We start from the raw sequence: 17041 nt of genomic DNA, 5'->3' as shown, positions 1-17041 counted from the left end.
TCAATACCTTTCACTGAATTGTTCGTTAGGTGAGGCAGGAATTTTGCTCAGACGAACGCGACCACACGAGCCGGGGCAGCGCTGGCTCGCGCAAGCTTGATCGGGAAAAACGCCACATGAAATCCCGAGGGCGGAAGCGCGGCGAGGTTCGCCAGTTGCTGAACGATGAATACTTCACGTTCGCGTCCGGCCCGGTGCCCGTCCCAGAGAACCGAGTTGTCGCCGGTGTCACGAAATTTCTGTGCCATGACTGCAAAGCTCAAGTCCCAGCCGGCAGCGTCGGTGCCCAGCACCTTCGCGCCTTGCTCGGCGAGAAACAGCGTGCCTTCGCGACTCATCCCTGGATACTGAAAGAACCCTGGATCAGCCAAGGTGAAGCTCTCTTGTCCGGTACGGAGCAACACGGCACCATCCTGGGGAACGGACGCACCGTTTTCCGCCAGGGCAGCTTTCAGCGCGTCCACCGAGATCGGCTGATTCGCCTCGCACCGGCCGCGCAGGTCGAGCACCACTGTCTCGCAGAACAATTCATCCAACGCGATGTCTGTGATCGTGCGAGAAGGCTTACCCTCCGAGGTTGATCCGTAGTGCAACGGCGCGTCGACGTGTGTGCCCAGATGGCTGTTGAACTCACTCAACATCTCCGATCCCCACCCCTCACCGTCCGGAAGATCATGAACTCCGCACTGCAGTGCTGCCGCGAACTCGTCGCGTCCGGCACCTGCGGGGTGCGAGTAGGTCACCGAGGGGGCAACGACGGAAGCCAGTGCCTTCAAACCCTCGGGGAGCAATTCCCGATCGGCCGGATCGAGAGTTCTAGTCAGATCGATGAGTTCCATGTCCGCCCATTCCGTTAAGTTATTGGACGCTCAGCATAGAACTGGACGATCAACATAGGCAAGAGGGTGTCGCGAGAGGAATACGGCCGGCCGATGGCCGGCCTCGTAGCATGAGTGCGGTGCGCAGGTCTCGGCCCCGACGGGCACGTCGACGTCACCGCGTGCCGGAATTGGCTGCACTCGAGAACGAAAGAAGGCAGGAACACCGAATGGCGTCGACACGCAAGCAGGAGATTTCCGAGGAAACCAGACGGCGACTGGTGAAAGCCGCGGCCGAACTGGCTGCCGAAGGCGGGTCGACCGCGATGTCCGTACAAGCCGTGGCAGAAAGATCCGGTATCAGCAGAGGGTCCGTGGCCTGGCACTTCGGATCGAAGGACGGGCTTCTACGAGCCGTCGTCGAGGACGCATTCCGGTGGGGCATGGAAAAGCTACGCGCAGAGTTGGCATCATCCTCGGCGACCGGAATCGAAGCATTGATCGAAGCCAACTTCGTACTTATGTCATACCCCGAGGCACGAATTTTCTCGACCATCTTGATCGAAGCCGTGATTCCCGGGTCCACCATCCGCGAGACCTACGCAGAGCAGTACGTCGCAATGCGAACGCTGTACGCGGACTACCTGCGTTCGATCGACACCCCGGTCGCCAATCCGGAGTTGGTTGCCGTCACCCTTCTGGCCGGCACTCTCGGGATCAACCTCCAACATCGCCTCGATCCCGACAACGTCGATCGACGTTCAGCAGTAACCGAGCTCGAATCGATCTATGCCCGCGCGATGGCACCTACCGCAACGTCAGGACACGAGAATCCCTAACCGGACCGGAAGTTCAACTTCCCGAACAACTTTCGCCCGCGACCTGGGGCGGGACCGCATCGAGCCTGGCGCGAATGAACCTGGCAACGTCACGTAGCGCGGCCCGGCTCTCCGGCAAGCCAGGCCAGACGGCGGGAAACGCGTGAACCTGGCCGTTCCAGATCTGCAGCGAGCACGGCACCCCCGCGGCGGCGAGCCGTTGCGCCATCACCTCCGAATCGACTCTGAGCACCTCGGATTCGGCGGCGATCAGCAACGACGGCGGCAAAACTGCAAGATCGCCGTCGACGGGCGAGTTCGTCTGTCCGCCAAGCTTTCCGATCGCCATCAATGCCGACACCGGGGCGATCACGTCGCGTCGAGCGTTGGCATGGACCGATTTGGTGGTGCAATCGAGATCGAGGAGCGGTGAGAGCCCGACCAGGCCGGCCGGAACCTCGAGCCCCGCGGAAACTGCTGCAAGCGCCGTCGCGAAGACCAGGAAACCTCCGGCCGAATCACCAACGAAGACAACCTTTTCCGGAAAAGCTCCCTGTTCGAGAAGCCACCGGTATGCATCGAGGCAGTCGTCGACGGACCCGCTGATGCTCGTACTCGGCAACTGCCGATACGCGATGTGCAGGACCGGAAGGCCGGTTCGCTTGGCGATGCCGGCAACGACCGGCCGATGCGTGTTGAGCCCGCAGCACATGAACCCGCCGCCGTGCAGGTATAGAACTACACCGTCGCGCAGATCGGCCGTCGAGCCTGCTGTCCGGACGAGTTCACCGTCGAAACCTGGAAAACGAATCGCTTCCCGATCGATCCCGGAGGGAATGCGTACACCCGCGGCCGAGTCCAGAACTGCGGCGCGGCGCATTGCGCCAGGCGTCAGCGGCGCGATCCCAACTACGGGCCGAAGCATCCATCGACACGCGTTGTAGAGGACCTGCGATTCGATACTCGGCCTGCCGTATCGAGTTCCGGTCCTACGACTGACTGTCGGCAACAGAGACATCTGTCCAGATTAGAAGCGATCAGGCGCCGAAGAGGTCGACTTCGTCGAGATCGTCGACGATCGTGACCTTTCGTTTCCGCCCGCCGATGACCTTGCCCAGACCGCGCAGTCCACCGGACTGAGCTTTCGGGGCGGGTTCGATGCGCTGCGGCGCAACTCTCGTCCGCGCTGCGCGCTGTACGGGCTTGGGTGCGGGAGCTGTTGCCGGTGCCTCCGGAGCGATGGGCGCCGCCGGAACCTCGGGTTCGGGAATCTCTGTTGGAACGACCGCTTCCGGCTCCACGAAGCCCCGAGCAACCGGGGCCTCGGGCGCGACCTCAGCGACCTCAGCCACCTGCTCCACCTGCACCGGTCCGTCGATCACCGGGATGTCCGACGCCCAGCGGACCCGATACTCGAGGCCGCGCGATGCCAGTTCACGTGCGAGATCCGCGTGCCAGACCCCGTCTTCGCCGTCGCCGTATGCCCGCGCGTCGGAACTGACCCAGATGACGTCGACCTCCGGGTTGCGGTGGGCGAGATCGAGCACGGTCAGCCAGTTCAGCGTCGCCGGGTAGCCGTCTCGCTTCTTCTTGTCGGTATAGGGCCGACGCAGCGAGATCGCCCTCTCGGCCACCTCGAGATGCGACACGTCGACTGGATCGACCACTTCGACGCCGATCGCCACGAGGTCTTCGATCACGTCGTCGACGTAGCCGTCGGCCTTGTCGTGAGCAGCGTCGACGAACCTCGTGAGGTCGCGCCGCAACCCCAGTCGGTCGTACATGCGCGCCTGGACGCTCAGGGCCGCGATCATCTCCGCCGATTCCTCGCGGTAGCGGCTCGCAACCTCGAGTACGACCAATCGAGGCACGACGACGCGGTGTCCGAGTGCGCGAGCGTCGGCGATGGCGGCGTCGAACCGTGCGCCCCTGGTCAGGGCCGAAGAATCGAGAACGATGATCATGGGCTCGATTCTCTCTCGAGAAACCGGACGAATGCGCTAATCCACCCCGAACCGTTACTTGATCTTGAAGATCACTGCCCGCTGAACGATGAAGTTGATGACCGTCGCGGTGCCCTGCGCGATGACGAAGGCCAGCGGCATGCGCCACCACTCGTCGGCGAGCACATGCACCATCAGCGCGTTGAGCCCGACCTGAACCGCAAAAGTGACCGCGTACAGCACGACAACAGCGATGAAGCGGGCGCGAGAAGGCTCGGCCTTGAACGTCCACCGCCGGTTGATCAGATACGCCGTCGTAGTGCCGGCGATAAAGCTGATCGACTTGGCCACGCTCAGATCGAGGCCGACGACCTTGAACAGGAATGCGTACAGCCCGTAGTCCACGACCGCCGACAGCCCACCCGTCGCGACGAACCGGACGATCTGCGTTTTCAGGTCCATCGCGTCGTCGGCGATGTCCGTCGTGACAGGAATCTCGACGGGCAGCGGGACATGGGGTTCGTGCTGGTGACTTGCAGGTGTTTCGGGCACGACGACGAGAGTAACCACTCGAGTCGGAGCCGTCGGCACTACTCCCAGGTAACCTCTACCTTGATGTCCACGACAGCAGAAGAGACGCCGCATCCGGCTCTCCACACCCAAGCCCGCACCCTCACCGGTTGGGGACGCACCGCCGCCACCACCGCACAGGTGCTGTCCACCCCCGACGTGGAAGTGATCGCCAACGCGGTCGCCCAGGTTGCGGAACAGAACGATTCCAAGCCATCGCATCTGCGACGCGGTGTCATCGCGCGCGGCCTCGGCCGCTCGTACGGCGACCCGGCGCAGAATGCCGGTGGGCTGGTCATCGACATGAATGCACTCAGCCGCATTCATCGCATCGATCGCGACACCGCCCTGGTGGACGTCGACGCCGGTGTGAATCTGGATCAGCTGATGAAGGCTGCTCTGCCGTTCGGCCTGTGGGTTCCGGTCCTGCCGGGTACTCGCCAGGTCACGATCGGCGGCGCCATCGGCTCGGACATCCACGGCAAGAACCACCACAGCGCAGGTAGCTTCGGCAACCACGTCGTGTCGTTGGATCTACTGACGGCCGACGGCAAGGTTCGCACGCTCACCCCCAAGGGCGGGCGCAACGACCCGAAGGCCGCACTGTTCTGGGCCACGATCGGCGGCATGGGCCTGACGGGCATCATCTTGCGGGCAACCATCAAGATGACACCGACCGAGACGGCGTACTTCATCGCCGACGGCGACGTCACCAACAGCCTCGACGAGACCATCGCGCTGCACAGCGACGGCAGCGAGGCCAACTACGAGTACTCGAGCGCCTGGTTCGACGCGATTTCCGCGCCCCCGAAGCTCGGCCGTGCGGCAGTCTCGCGCGGATCTCTGGCGAAGCTCGACCAGCTTCCGGCCAAGCTGCAGAAGAACCCGCTCGCCTTCGATGCGCCGCAGTTGCTGACGTTCCCCGACGTCTTCCCCAACGGGCTGGCCAACAAGTTCAACTTCACCGCGATCGGTGAGGTCTGGTTCCGCAAGTCCGGCAAGTACCGCGGCAAGGTCCAAAATCTGACGCAGTTCTACCACCCGCTCGACATGTTCGGTGAGTGGAACCGGGCGTACGGATCCAACGGATTCCTGCAGTACCAGTTCGTGGTTCCGCCGGAGGCCGTCGACGAATTCAAGAAGATCATCGTCGACATCCAGCGCAGCGGGCACTACTCGTTCCTTAACGTGTTCAAGCTGTTCGGCGAGGGCAACCAGGCGCCGCTGAGCTTCCCGATCCCGGGCTGGAACATCTGCGTCGACTTCCGCATCAAGCCGGGCCTGAACGAGTTCGTCACCGAACTCGACAAGCGTGTCCTCGAATTCGGTGGGCGCCTGTACACGGCCAAGGATTCGCGGACGTCCGCGGAAACTTTCCACGCCATGTACCCGCGCATCGACGAGTGGATCGCGACGCGACGCAAGTACGACCCCACAGGCGTTTTCGCCTCCGATATGTCCAGAAGGCTGGAACTGTGATCAACGCTGTAGGTAACCCGCAAACCGTTTTGCTTCTCGGTGGAACCTCCGAGATCGGCCTCGCCATCTGTGAGGAATACCTGAAGAAGGCGCCGCTCCGCGTCATTCTGGCGGCACTTCCCGGCGACCCGGGACGCGAAGCTGCGGTCAAGCAGCTCGAAGCGAAGGGTGCCACCTCGGTGGAGCTCATCGACTTCGACGCCGTTGATTTCGAATCGCACCCGAAGGTGATCGACCAGGCGTTCTCGAACGGGGACGTCGACGTCGCGATCGTCGCCTTCGCATTGGACGGTGACTCCGAAGAGCTGTGGCAGAACCAGCGCAAGGCGGTTCTGGTCGCAAACGTGAACTACACAGCGTCCGTCTCGGTCGGTGTTCTTCTCGGCGAGAAGATGAAGGCTCAGGGCTTCGGCAAGATCATCGCGATGTCGTCGGTTGCCGGCGAGCGCGTCAAGCGTGCCAACTTCGTCTACGGCTCCACCAAGGCAGGCCTCGACGGTTTCTACCTCGGACTCGGCGAGGCTCTCGCGGAATTCGGACCGCAGGTCACCGTCGTTCGCCCCGGCATGGTGCGCACCCAGTTCAGCGCCCACGTCAAGGAAGCTCCGCTGACGGTCAACAAGGACATCGTCGCGAAGCTCGCTGTTGCCGCCTCGGACAAGGGCAAGGAAATCGTCTGGACTCCCGGCCCGTGGCGCTTCGTCATGATGGGTCTTCGCCACGTGCCGCGCCCGATCTTCCGGAAGTTGCCGGTTTAAGCTCCTCCCGTGCCAGAAACAACAACTGCTCCGAGTACAGAACTTTCGACCCCGTCGCCGTGGCGTAATGCCGCGGCGACGGTGGTGGAAATGGCCCTCGGAGCGCTGGTCGCCGCTGTTGTAGCCGCTGTCGGGCTCTTTGCTTTCGGCCGAGTGCAGTGGCCGGCGTTCACGTCTTCCAACGTCACGCAGGCCGTCACGACGGTGCTGCAGGTGCTCTGCATCGCCGTGGTCGGTGTTGCGGTTCTGATGTTCCGCGCCCGCAAGGCCGAGCGGGTCGCAAAACTCCTCTCGTGGGCCGGGCTCTCCGGCTTCGTCACCACGACGCTCGGACTTCCACTGGCCGCGACAAGTCTGTACCTGCACGGCGTCTCGGTCGATCAGCAGTTCCGCACCGAGTACCTGACCCGGCTGACGGATTCGGCTGCGCTGCAGGACATGACGTACGTGGATCTGCCGCCGTTCTACCCGGCCGGCTGGTTCTGGATCGGTGGACGCGTCGCGAACCTGCTGGGCATGGACGGTTGGGAAGCGTTCAAGCCCTACGCGATCGGCTCGCTGGCTGTCGTCGCCGTCGTTGCACTCGTGTTGTGGACCAAGCTGATTCGACGCGATTGGGCCGTCGTCGCGGCATTGGCCGTCACTGCCGTCGTGTTGGCGTACAACTCCCCCGAGGCATACGGCGCCGTCATCAACCTCCTGATCCCGCCGGTGCTGATCCTCGCGTGGGGCGCATTGGACCGGCCGGGTGCCTCTCGATTTGCCGGTGCCGGCGCGATACTCGGGACGGGCCTGTTCCTCGGTTTTGCCGCAACCGTCTACACGCTGTATCTCGGATTCGCCGCGTTCGCAGTGACGCTGATGGCAGTGGTTGCCGCAGTACTTGCCGCCCGCGCTCAGAACACGTGGAAAGCCGCACTGGGTCCCCTTGTCAGGCTCGCCGCAATCGCGGTGATCTCGGGTTTGGTCGCTCTGACGGTCTGGGCGCCCTACCTGTTGAAGGCACTCTCGGGTGCGACTGCAGAATCCGGCACGGCAATGCACTACCTCCCCGATTCCGGTGCGGTGCTGCCCTTCCCGATGCTGAGCTTCACCCTCGTCGGCGGACTGTGCCTACTCGGCACGGTCTGGCTGATTTCTCGTTTCCTCTTCTCCCGCCGCGCCCGGGCACTCGGTATCGGTGTCATTGCCGTGTATCTGTGGGCACTGCTGTCGATGACGTTCACCGTTGCCGGCAGTACACTCCTCGGTTTCCGACTGGAGCCGGTTCTGATCGGACTCCTTGCCGCCGCCGGCGTGTTCGGATTCTTCGAGTTCGCCGGTTGGATCGTCCTGGCCACCAGCGAAAATCCCCGCGTCAAAGCGGTACTGGTTGCACTCGGTGTCATCGGAGCCATCGCCTTCGCGCAGAACATCCCGCAGGTGCTGGCGCCGGATATCGCTGTGGCATACAGCGATACCGACGGCAACGGCGAGCGCGGGGACAAGCGACCTCCCGGGGCCGAAGCCAATTACGCGGACATCGACCGGATCATCCGCGAACAGTTGGGACGCGAACCCCATGACACGGTGGTACTCACGGCCGACATCGGCTTCCTGAGCTTCTACCCGTACTTCGGTTTCCAAGGGCTGACGTCGCACTACGCAAACCCCCTCGCCGATTTCCGTGCCCGCGCCGCACTGATCGAGCAGTGGTCGGAACTGAAGACCCCAGACGAACTGATAGCTGCGCTGGACGCGTCGCCGTGGCGCAGTCCTGACGCCTTCGTTTTCCGGCAGGGCGCCGACGGGTACACGCTGCGGTTGGCTGAGGATGTCTATCCCAACGACCCGAACGTCCGCCGCTACACGGTCACGTTCCCCAAGGAACTGTTCGACGATCCTCGTTTCACAGTCACCGAGCAGGGCCCGTTTGTGGTCGTTACCCGCTCTGACGCGATCTAACCAGGAGATACGTCACAAAAGGCTTACCGTCGGGGTCGTTGACGCGACCCCGACGCACCCCTAACTTCATACCGTGACCCGAACCGATGCCCGAGCGGCAATGATCGATGCAGCCGAGCGTCTGGTTGCCGAACGAGGTCTGGCCGCTCTGACGCTTCGTGATGTTCAGACCGAAGCCGGACAGGCCAACAAATCGGCTGCGCAGTATCACTTCGGTTCACGTGAAGGTTTGCTGGCGGCCGTCGTCGAGTCCAGAATGCGACCTGCCGGTGAGCGTCGACGTGAGTTGCTCGACACGATCGATCTCCACGCGAATCCACCGACGATGCGTGCCCTCGTCGAGGCTCTCGTCCTGCCGTTGGCGGAACAGACCATCTACCGCGAGGGCACGTTGTACGCACGGTTCCTGGTGCAGTCGATCTTCGACCCGGCCATGTCGTCGACCATCCGTGATCACATGCAGGCCGAGAGTTTCCGCGAAGTTCAGCGGCGGATAGTCGCTGCGTCCTCGTTGCCGGCAGAGATCGCCGAACTTCGGGCGGCAACTCTGACCGTGCTCGCCGTCGTCACTTTTGCCACGTGGGAGGGTCGCGTCGACAGCCGAGAACGTGCTCACGTGATTGTTGCCGACCTGATCGAAAGTTGCCTCGGAGCACTCTCGGCCCCGGCTGCGCAAATCTGACACGCTGTCCGGCGAGTTTGTTTCCGAAACTGCCGGGGTACTCAGCCCCTCCAAGCGCAGTCGAGCAAACGGCCGCATCAACCACCGGCGGGGTAGGTGATGACAGTGAGCGAACTCGTTACGCAAAGCCGCGAGCTTGTACCGCATCGTGCAGTTCTCGATTCCGCAGAACATGTTCTGGTCATTGCGCGCGGCAAACCGTTCGGGCGCGAGCAGGCCTTCCACGAAGTGTTGAGCGTCGCGATTCGCAATCGCATCGAAGTACTCACCCTGGCAAGGGCTCTCATCGACGTTTCCGAGTCCCGCGACTACCGCGCGATCCCGACCGACACCGCACACACCGTTGCGGTGCTCGAATGGGGTGAGCTACTCGAGATCCCGACCGAACACCACGAGAAGTCCAGAGCCGAATCGGCTGGAGACGCCGATGAAACGAACGACTTCGACGATCCGATCGAGCCGGAGTATCTGGTCGAGACCGACGTGGGCGGACGCGTCGTCTTCGTCGCCCTCGCGTTCACGATCGGCGGGATAGTCGGATTCTTCGCGCACGACTGGGCACTTCTCCTTCTGATCACCGCCGTGTACCTCGTGTGGATCGCGGCACGGCTGGTCGCGAAACTCGTCAGTGTTTCCCGCAGTGCCCATTGGGCGGACGCCGAGCCTATTCGTGGCACCGATTCGACAACTCACAACGCGGAACGCTCCCACCACCACGCTGTTGCAGCGTGAGGGCGGGAGCGCCGGTACTGCACTACAACCGTTGCGGCACACCGTAAGTGACGACGGTATCGCCATTCGACGTGACAGCCTTCGCGTAGGGCCTGATGGTTACCGGCCCGATTGCTCCCTGTACGTATCCGTGAACTCCGGAGAGCCGGACGGCTGCTTCAGGTCCGTCGAATTCCTGGTCTTCGAGTAGCGCGACGTCGGTGATACCGCCCGGCGCCAGATCGACGTCCAGTTCCTGTGAAGGAATGATGTCGCCGCCGATGGCGAACCCGTTCGAAATGTCCAGGCCCAGTTCGAAGTCCGGAACCAGACCGATACCGAGGTTGGTTCCACTCTCGACAGCCCAGTCGAGACCGGGGCTATTGAGAACGACCGTCGCGCCGGTCAACGCGATCGGGTAGCCGATTTGATAACCGATGGTCAGCTTCGTGCCGGTGAAACTTGCTGCGTCCGGCCCGTCGATCTTCACGCCGGCAACCCCGTCGTGGAAGAACTCGACACTCAGCGGTGAGCTGTCGAGAGGCGGAAAGACGTGGATAGCGGTATCAGCCTGATAGACCTCTATCCGATTTCCTTTGACGTCGGTGATCGAACTGGTGTTGTCGACGCCTGCCGACGCCGTCCCACCCCCCAGGACAACGGCCAGTAAGGCCACTGCTCCCACTGCGCTACTGCGAACTGCTGTCTTCGACATGCACAAGCACCATCCCATCCGGTATAGGCCCCGGACGTAGGTTCCAACTCTTCGTCGAGGATGGGATTCGTCGGGGCTGCCTGAACAAACGCGAGCAAGATCCTTGTTGCGATACCCCGGTCACGAACCCGTCAAACGATGCACGAAAACATTACTTTCCGGACAAGTCGGGTGGCCCGGTTTGTCCCGTCGACTGCGCCCGCTCGCGGACGCGAACCGTTTTGTTCGTTACTCTGACAGAGGAAGTTATCGAATCGAGACCTAAATAGGCCACCCCGAACTTCTGAGAACTGCCACTTCAGGGATGGGCGCCAGAACCGAAAGGCACCGACTGCATGACCGAGACCTTGCCCGACGTCCAACTGCTCGAAGAAGCACGTCCAGGGCGAGTCCGTTCAGCAGTGCGGCGCTCGGTCGTCCAGCGCGGGCGTCTTGTCGACCTCGCGATCATGGCGACGTTCACCGTTGCGGCGATCTACGTGATGTCGAACCTGTGGAGCGATCTGCAGTCCGGCTATCTGTTCAACGCGGGCCGCGACCAGGCCATGTGGGAATGGTTCTTCGCCGATACCGCTCACGCCCTCGCCCAGTTCCGCAGCCCGCTGTTCAGTGACCTGCAGAATTACCCGCTCGGCGTGAACCTGATGGCCAATACCGCGATGTTCGGCATCAGCATCCCGTTGGCCCCGATCACGCTGATCTTCGGACCGACAGCCACGTATGCGATCGGGCTGACCGCCGGCCTCGGCGGCACCGCCATCGCTTGGTACTGGGCATTCTCGCGGCACGTACTGACCGGCGTCTCCGTCCGCTCCAAGATCGCCGCCGCCGTCGGAGCGGGGTTCTGCGGATTTGCGCCCGCCATGATCTCGCATGCCAACGGCCACCCGAACTTCGTCGCTTTCTTCGTACTCCCGTTCATCTTCTTGCAGGTAGTGCGCATCTCGAACGGCAAGCGTCCGGTTCGCGACGGAATCGTTCTCGGCCTACTCGTCGCGTGGCAGATCTTCCTCGGCGAAGAGCCGCTCCTCATCTTCACGATGTCAGCCATGGTGTTCGGCGCCGCCTATGCACTGCCTGACCTGGCCAAGTCGCGCCAGGCGATCAAGCGCGCGATGCCCGGTCTCGTGATCGGCGGCGCGGTCACACTCCTGATCACCGCGGTGCCGCTGTGGTCGCAGTTCTTCGGCCCTGCGAGCTACGACGGCGTCTCACACGGTCAGGCCGGCAACGACACCGCTGCACTCACCACGTTCCCGACCGAATCGGTTGCGGGTGATCCCGAGGGCGCGGAGTTCCGGATGAACCCGACCGAGGAGAATGCCTACTTCGGATGGCCGTTGGTGCTCCTGCTTCTCGGTGCAACGGTGTGGCTGTGGCGCATCCGTCTGACCCGCGCTGCCGCCGCCGTGATCGTGGTGATGGGTGTGCTCTCGCTCGGTTCCGAACTGACCATCGACGGTGACAAGACCGGCATCACCCTGCCGTGGAAACTCCTCGCCGACTTGCCGTTGTTCGAATCGGTGCTCGAATCCCGATTCGCGATGGGCGCGATTCCGGCGATCGGGCTGCTGCTCACCCTCGGCACCTACCGCGCTTTTGTCGAACTTCGTGGACCGCGCCGCACGGCCGCCGGTGTCTGGCTGGTGGCGCTCGCCGTCGCGATGATTCCCCTCATCCCGACCCCCATCGACGCCGATCAGCGATCTGCGACGCCCGAATTCATCACCAGTGGCTCGTGGGAGAACTACGTCAGCGACGGCACCCTGGTGACGGTCCCTGTCGCGAGCGCCGAAGACGCCCGCGCACTGAGCTGGCAGGTCGACGCCGACTTCGGCTTCCCCATCGCCGGCGGGTACTTCGTCGGCCCGGATTCGAAGACCCGCGCCGGGATCTACGGCGCCGAGTCACGGCCCACCTCGACCCTGCTGGTCAATGCCAAACAAACCGGCAAGGTCCCGTTGATCGACGTGGGCACCAGGGCGAACGCACTGACCGACCTGCGGTACTGGCACGCCGACGTACTGGTGCTTCCCCGATTCTCCGGCGACGACGCCCTGCGCCACACGGTCGACGAGCTGGTCGGCTTCGACGCCAAGCGCGTCGACGACGTGTGGGTGTGGGACGTACGAGACCTCGTGAGCGGCAAGACCTCCAACCAGAGCTGAGCGGGTTGATCAGCGGGTCATGATCACCGGACCGTCTTCGGTGATCGCGACAGTATGCTCACTGTGCGCAGCCCTGGCGCCCGAAACGGTGCGAAGGGTCCACCCGTCGGCGTCGTGCCGGTAGTCGTCGGTTCCGTCGGCGATGAGCATCGGTTCGATGGCGATGACCAGGCCGGGCCGTAACCGGAAGCCTTTGCCTGCTCGACCTTCGTTGGGCACGTCCGGGCCTTCGTGCATCTCGCGGCCGATGCCGTGCCCACCGTGACCGGCGAGCATTCCGTATCCGAGGCCGCGCGCGTACTGTCCGATCGCGGCACCGATGTCGCCCAATCGGTTTCCGGGCTGGGCGGCGGCAATGCCACGGGCTAGTGCCTCATCGGTCGCGTCGATCAGTGCCTGATCCTCACTACTTCCCTGTCCGACGGTGAAGCTGATGGCGGAGTCGCCGCACCAGCCGTCGAGTCTCGCACCGCAGTCGATACTGACCAGGTCACCGTCACGGAGTCGGTACCCATTCGGGATACCGTGCACCACAGCATCGTTCACACTGATGCAGGCGACGCCGGGAAAGGGTATCGGCGCCGTCGCCGGCCGGTAATTCAAGAACAGCGCCGAGGCGCCGGCAGCCGAAATGACCTCCGCGGCAACGGCGTCCAATTCGAGCAACGTCACTCCGACGCTCGCCGCCTCACGCGCCGCAGCCAGCGCCTGCGCCGTGATTCTCCCCGCCGCCGCCATCGCGTCGATTTCTCCTGCGGTCTTGATTTCGACCATCTCGAACACCTTCCTTGTCGAATAACTATACCGGTATTACTATAAGCACATGGTGCGCGTGCCGCTGACGGCGGAAGAACTCGAACGAGGACTAAGACTGGGTGAACTCCTGCGATCGGCGCGGGGGGACCGAAGCATGGTTCAGGTAGCGCTCGACGCCGGTATCTCCGTCGAAACGCTGCGCAAGATCGAAACCGGACGCATCGCGACACCCGCCTTCTTCACCATCAGCGCGGTCGCGGAAGTGTTGGGTATTTCACTCGACACCATCGCCCGAACACTTGAAACACCACAATCCGAACAGGAAGTTGCATCCTGAGTAGTTCTCTCAGGATGTGTGGGCCCGCACTCGCCTAACATCGTTCCTTGTGCCGTCTGAAGTAGTAGTGCCCCCGAAACCCGTGCCCACTGGCCCCGAAGCTCCCCGAGAATCGGATTCCCAGAGAGTCCGGACGGCACGACTCATCGCGATAGTCACCGGCCTTCTTGGCCTGCTTCTTGCACTCGCGACGCCGTTCCTGCCCGTCAAGCAGGAAGCCGCGAGCATCGACTGGCCGCAGGGTGGGACCGTCAACAGCGTCTCGTCGCCGCTGATCTCCTACTCGCCCACATCGCTCGACATCAGCATTCCCTGTTCCACTCTCGGCCAGTTGGGCGGCAGCGGCGGCACACTGCTCTCGACCATGCCGAACAGTGCGCCGGACCGAAACGCCCGCGGCCTCACCGTCCGCACCACGGCCGACCGCCTGGAAGCACTCACTCGCGATTCGGTGCTGATCTCGGCTCCGCTCGATCAACTGAGCGGGTGCACGGCGATCACCATCACGACCAACTCCGAGCAGACCGTCGCGGCGGTCACCGGAATCGACGGCGTCGGCACCACCCTGACCGGTGACTACCGCCCACAGGTTGTCGGCATCTTCACCGACCTGCAGGGCGTAGCGCCCGCCGGATTGTCTGCCCACATGGACGTCGACTCGCGGTTCTCGTCCAGCCCCACACTTCTCAAACTGTTCGCGATGATCGTCGCGACACTCTCGACCATCGTCTCGCTGTACGCACTGCACCGGATCGACGGCGTCGACGGCCGTCGTGCCCGGCGATTCCTTCCGGCACGGTGGTGGAAGTTCACCGGCATCGACGCCCTGGTGATCGGCACGCTGGCGCTCTGGCATGTGTTCGGCGCCAACACTTCCGACGACGGTTATCTGCTCGGCATGGCCAGAGTCTCGGAGCACTCCGGGTACATGGCCAATTACTTCCGTTGGTTCGGCGTCCCCGAAGCGCCGTTCGGTTGGTACTACGACGTGCTGGCGCTGTTCGCGAAGGTCAGCACCGCGAGCATGTGGATGCGCCTGCCCGCATTGATCGCCGGCATTCTGTGCTGGATGGTCATCAGCCGCGAGGTGATACCGCGACTCGGTGTTGCGGTGCGCCGCAACAAGGTTGCCATCTGGACGGGCGGGCTCGTGTTCCTGGCCTTCTGGTTGCCGTACAACAACGGCCTGCGTCCCGAACCCATCATTGCCCTCGGCGCCCTGCTCACGTGGTGCTCCATCGAGCGCGCCATCGCCACCGGACGTCTGTTGCCCGCCGCGATGGCCGTGCTGATCGCCGCATTCTCGCTGGCCGCCGGACCTTCGGGGCTGATCGCCATCGGCGCGCTGATCGCCGGAGCCCGGCCGATCCTGCAGATCCTCATCGCCCGCGGCAAACGCGTCGGCTTCCTGTCCCAGGTCATGCCGATCCTCGCAGCCGGAACCGTGGTTCTTGTCGCAGTCTTCGCAGATCAAACCCTCGCAACGGTTCTCGAATCCACCAGGGTGCGAACCGCCGTCGGGCCGAACGTTCCGTGGTTCGAGGAGCGGTTGCGGTGGGACGCACTGATGACCATCTCCCCCGACGGCTCACTGGCCCGCCGCTTCGGCATGTTCGTCATGATCGTCGGACTCGTCTTCTGCGTCATGATGATCCTGCGCAAGGGCCGGATCCCCGGTACCGCGATCGGGCCCTCGCGCCGAATCCTCGGCATCGTGTTCGCGTCGCTGCTCCTGATGCAGTTCACCCCCACCAAGTGGACTCACCACTTCGGTGTGTACGCCGGTCTGGCCGCTACGGTTGCCGTGCTCGCCGCCGTCGGCGTGAGTGCGTCGAGCATGCGTTCCAAACGAAACCGCGCGCTGTTCGCCGCGGGCATCCTGTTCATCCTCGCTGTGGCGTTCACCAGCTCCAACGGCTGGTGGTATGTCTCGAGTTACGGCGTCCCGTGGTGGGACAAGCCACCGTCAATCGCCGGCAAGGGATTCTCGACGGGTTTCCTCGGCCTCACGATCCTCGCCCTGCTGCTGGCAGCCTGGTACCACGTCATGGAGCCGCGCGAGCGAAACGGCACAGAAGACAGCGTCAAGAAGACAAGGCGACTTCGCCTTCTCGCCCCGTCACCGTTGACCATCGCGGCCGGAGCCGTCGTGCTCTTCGAGGTGCTGTCCCTACTCAAGGGAGCGGTCGCTCAGTACCCCGCGTACTCGATCGGCAAGTCCAACATCGAATCCGTCTTCGGCGGAAGCTGCGGTCTCGCGGGTGAGGTACTCGTGGAGTCCGATCCCAACACCGGCGTCCTGCAATTGGTGGACAGGCCCACCGACCTCGCCGGCGCCGGAGCTTTCGGTGCAAGCGAATCGACCGGATTCTCGCCGGACGGAGTCGCCGGCGACCTCACCGCAGACGCCGAGGACTCGACGGCGGGCAGTGCAAACAGCCTCGACACCACGACCTCTCAGTCCGGCACCACCAGCACGCCCGGAACCGGATCCGGAACCGCTGGCGGCTCGCAGTCGACCTCGGGCGTGAACGGCAGCAACGTCGCGCTCCCGTTCGGGCTCGACCCCGCAAAAACGCCGGTGCTCGGTAGTTACGGAGCGCCCCAGAACGCGTCACTGACCACCGGTTGGTACTCACTGCCCGAGCGCAACGACGCCGCGCCGCTCCTCACCGTCGCCGCGGCCGGACGAATCCGCTACGTCAACTCCGACGGCATCGTCACCCCCGGCGCGGTCTTGCAGGTCGAATACGGCAAGAAGCAGGCCGACGGAAGCGTCGACGCGCTGGGACGAGTCGATCCGATCGACATCGGCCCGTCGCCGTCGTGGCGCAACCTGCGCGTTCCGATGGATCAACTGCCCGCCGACGCCGACACCGTGCGTCTGGTGGCCAGTGACACCGACATCAGTGCCGACCAGTGGCTGGCGGTGACACCGCCGCGAGTGCCGACCATGCGCACGCTGCAGGACGTCGTCGGATCCACCGATCCGGTGCTGATGGACTGGGCCGTCGGTCTCGCCTTCCCGTGTCAACGCCCGGTCGATCATCTGTACGGCGTCGCCGAGATCCCCGAGTGGCGCATTCTGCCCGACCGCATCGGCGCGGAGTCCACCAACGCCTGGCAGGACCACTACGGCGGCGGACCGCTCGGTTGGACCAGCGAACTGCTCTCGGCCAGGGCATTGCCCACCTATCTTGACAACGACTGGGATCGTGACTGGGGTTCGCTCGAGCAGTACACACCGCTCGATCCGGACGCAGTTCCCGCGCAAATGAACGTCACCACCGAGACCCGTTCGGGCACCTGGACACCGGGCCCGATTCGTTACCAGTCGTAACT

At 63.6% G+C, this 17041-nt stretch carries 15 protein-coding genes; 9 read left to right on the top strand and 6 right to left on the bottom strand.

Annotation, left to right across the window (positions count from 1 at the left end):
- Nucleotides 1–47: 47 nt before the first annotated feature.
- The gene (locus tag QMA15_RS04080) at nt 48–839 is read right to left on the bottom strand and encodes a cyclase family protein (protein ID WP_070385939.1); all 792 of its coding nucleotides are present in this window, start codon (nt 837–839) and stop codon (nt 48–50) included.
- Nucleotides 840–1048: 209 nt separating this feature from the next.
- On the opposite strand from QMA15_RS04080, the gene QMA15_RS04075 reads away from it, so the two are divergent.
- Nucleotides 1049–1657 (top strand): TetR/AcrR family transcriptional regulator, encoded by a 609-nt coding sequence (locus QMA15_RS04075; protein WP_020905785.1) that lies wholly within the window; start codon nt 1049–1051, stop codon nt 1655–1657.
- 13 nt (nt 1658–1670) lie between these two features.
- Here QMA15_RS04075 and QMA15_RS04070 read toward each other — a convergent pair whose 3' ends face one another.
- The 3 genes from QMA15_RS04070 to QMA15_RS04060 are packed head-to-tail and all read right to left on the bottom strand — an operon-like array spanning nt 1671 to nt 4131.
- Nucleotides 1671–2654: an alpha/beta hydrolase gene (locus tag QMA15_RS04070; protein WP_021342478.1), complete on the bottom strand. Its 984-nt coding sequence runs from the start codon at nt 2652–2654 to the stop codon at nt 1671–1673.
- Nucleotides 2655–2673: 19 nt separating this feature from the next.
- The gene (locus QMA15_RS04065; protein ID WP_080909280.1) at nt 2674–3600 is read right to left on the bottom strand and encodes a PIN domain-containing protein; all 927 of its coding nucleotides are present in this window, start codon (nt 3598–3600) and stop codon (nt 2674–2676) included.
- A gap of 54 nt (nt 3601–3654) precedes the next feature.
- On the bottom strand, nt 3655–4131 hold the full coding sequence (locus QMA15_RS04060) for a GtrA family protein (RefSeq protein ID WP_078377459.1): 477 nt from the start codon (nt 4129–4131) through the stop codon (nt 3655–3657).
- A 63-nt stretch (nt 4132–4194) separates the two neighbouring features.
- On the opposite strand from QMA15_RS04060, the gene QMA15_RS04055 reads away from it, so the two are divergent.
- From QMA15_RS04055 to QMA15_RS04035, 5 genes are all read left to right on the top strand, one after another.
- Nucleotides 4195–5628 (top strand): FAD-binding oxidoreductase, encoded by a 1434-nt coding sequence (locus QMA15_RS04055; protein ID WP_021342475.1) that lies wholly within the window; start codon nt 4195–4197, stop codon nt 5626–5628.
- Nucleotides 5625–6386, top strand: coding sequence for a decaprenylphospho-beta-D-erythro-pentofuranosid-2-ulose 2-reductase (locus tag QMA15_RS04050; protein ID WP_019746424.1), 762 nt, complete (start codon nt 5625–5627; stop codon nt 6384–6386). The genes QMA15_RS04055 and QMA15_RS04050 overlap by 4 nt, the downstream gene beginning before the upstream one ends.
- A 90-nt stretch (nt 6387–6476) precedes the next feature.
- Nucleotides 6477–8330, top strand: a complete 1854-nt coding sequence (locus QMA15_RS04045) for a galactan 5-O-arabinofuranosyltransferase (protein WP_256064851.1) — start codon at nt 6477–6479, stop codon at nt 8328–8330.
- A gap of 73 nt (nt 8331–8403) precedes the next feature.
- Nucleotides 8404–9012 (top strand): TetR/AcrR family transcriptional regulator, encoded by a 609-nt coding sequence (locus QMA15_RS04040; protein WP_279162934.1) that lies wholly within the window; start codon nt 8404–8406, stop codon nt 9010–9012.
- A 105-nt stretch (nt 9013–9117) separates the two neighbouring features.
- Nucleotides 9118–9744 (top strand): hypothetical protein, encoded by a 627-nt coding sequence (locus tag QMA15_RS04035; RefSeq protein WP_020905778.1) that lies wholly within the window; start codon nt 9118–9120, stop codon nt 9742–9744.
- A 22-nt stretch (nt 9745–9766) separates the two neighbouring features.
- On the opposite strand, the gene QMA15_RS04030 is transcribed toward QMA15_RS04035, so the two are convergent.
- Nucleotides 9767–10438, bottom strand: coding sequence for an MspA family porin (locus QMA15_RS04030; protein WP_020968119.1), 672 nt, complete (start codon nt 10436–10438; stop codon nt 9767–9769).
- Between the two features lie 335 nt (nt 10439–10773).
- On the opposite strand from QMA15_RS04030, the gene QMA15_RS04025 reads away from it, so the two are divergent.
- Nucleotides 10774–12606 (top strand): glycosyl transferase, encoded by a 1833-nt coding sequence (locus tag QMA15_RS04025; protein ID WP_019746419.1) that lies wholly within the window; start codon nt 10774–10776, stop codon nt 12604–12606.
- A 9-nt stretch (nt 12607–12615) separates the two neighbouring features.
- Here QMA15_RS04025 and map read toward each other — a convergent pair whose 3' ends face one another.
- Entirely contained in the window at nt 12616–13380 is a 765-nt protein-coding gene (gene map / locus QMA15_RS04020; RefSeq protein ID WP_279162933.1) for a type I methionyl aminopeptidase, read from the bottom strand.
- A 49-nt stretch (nt 13381–13429) separates the two neighbouring features.
- On the opposite strand from map, the gene QMA15_RS04015 reads away from it, so the two are divergent.
- A complete protein-coding gene (locus QMA15_RS04015) occupies nt 13430–13699 on the top strand; it encodes a helix-turn-helix transcriptional regulator (protein ID WP_003943854.1) in 270 nt (89 codons plus the stop codon).
- 82 nt (nt 13700–13781) lie between these two features.
- Nucleotides 13782–17039: an arabinosyltransferase domain-containing protein gene (locus tag QMA15_RS04010; RefSeq protein ID WP_279162981.1), complete on the top strand. Its 3258-nt coding sequence runs from the start codon at nt 13782–13784 to the stop codon at nt 17037–17039.
- Nucleotides 17040–17041 lie beyond the last annotated feature (2 nt).

This window comes from Rhodococcus sp. APC 3903, assembly GCF_030407755.1.
Classification (GTDB): Bacteria; Actinomycetota; Actinomycetes; order Mycobacteriales; family Mycobacteriaceae; genus Rhodococcus_F; species Rhodococcus_F erythropolis.
Note: the sequence above shows the minus strand (reverse complement) of the source record. Positions and strands in the feature narration are given on the sequence as shown.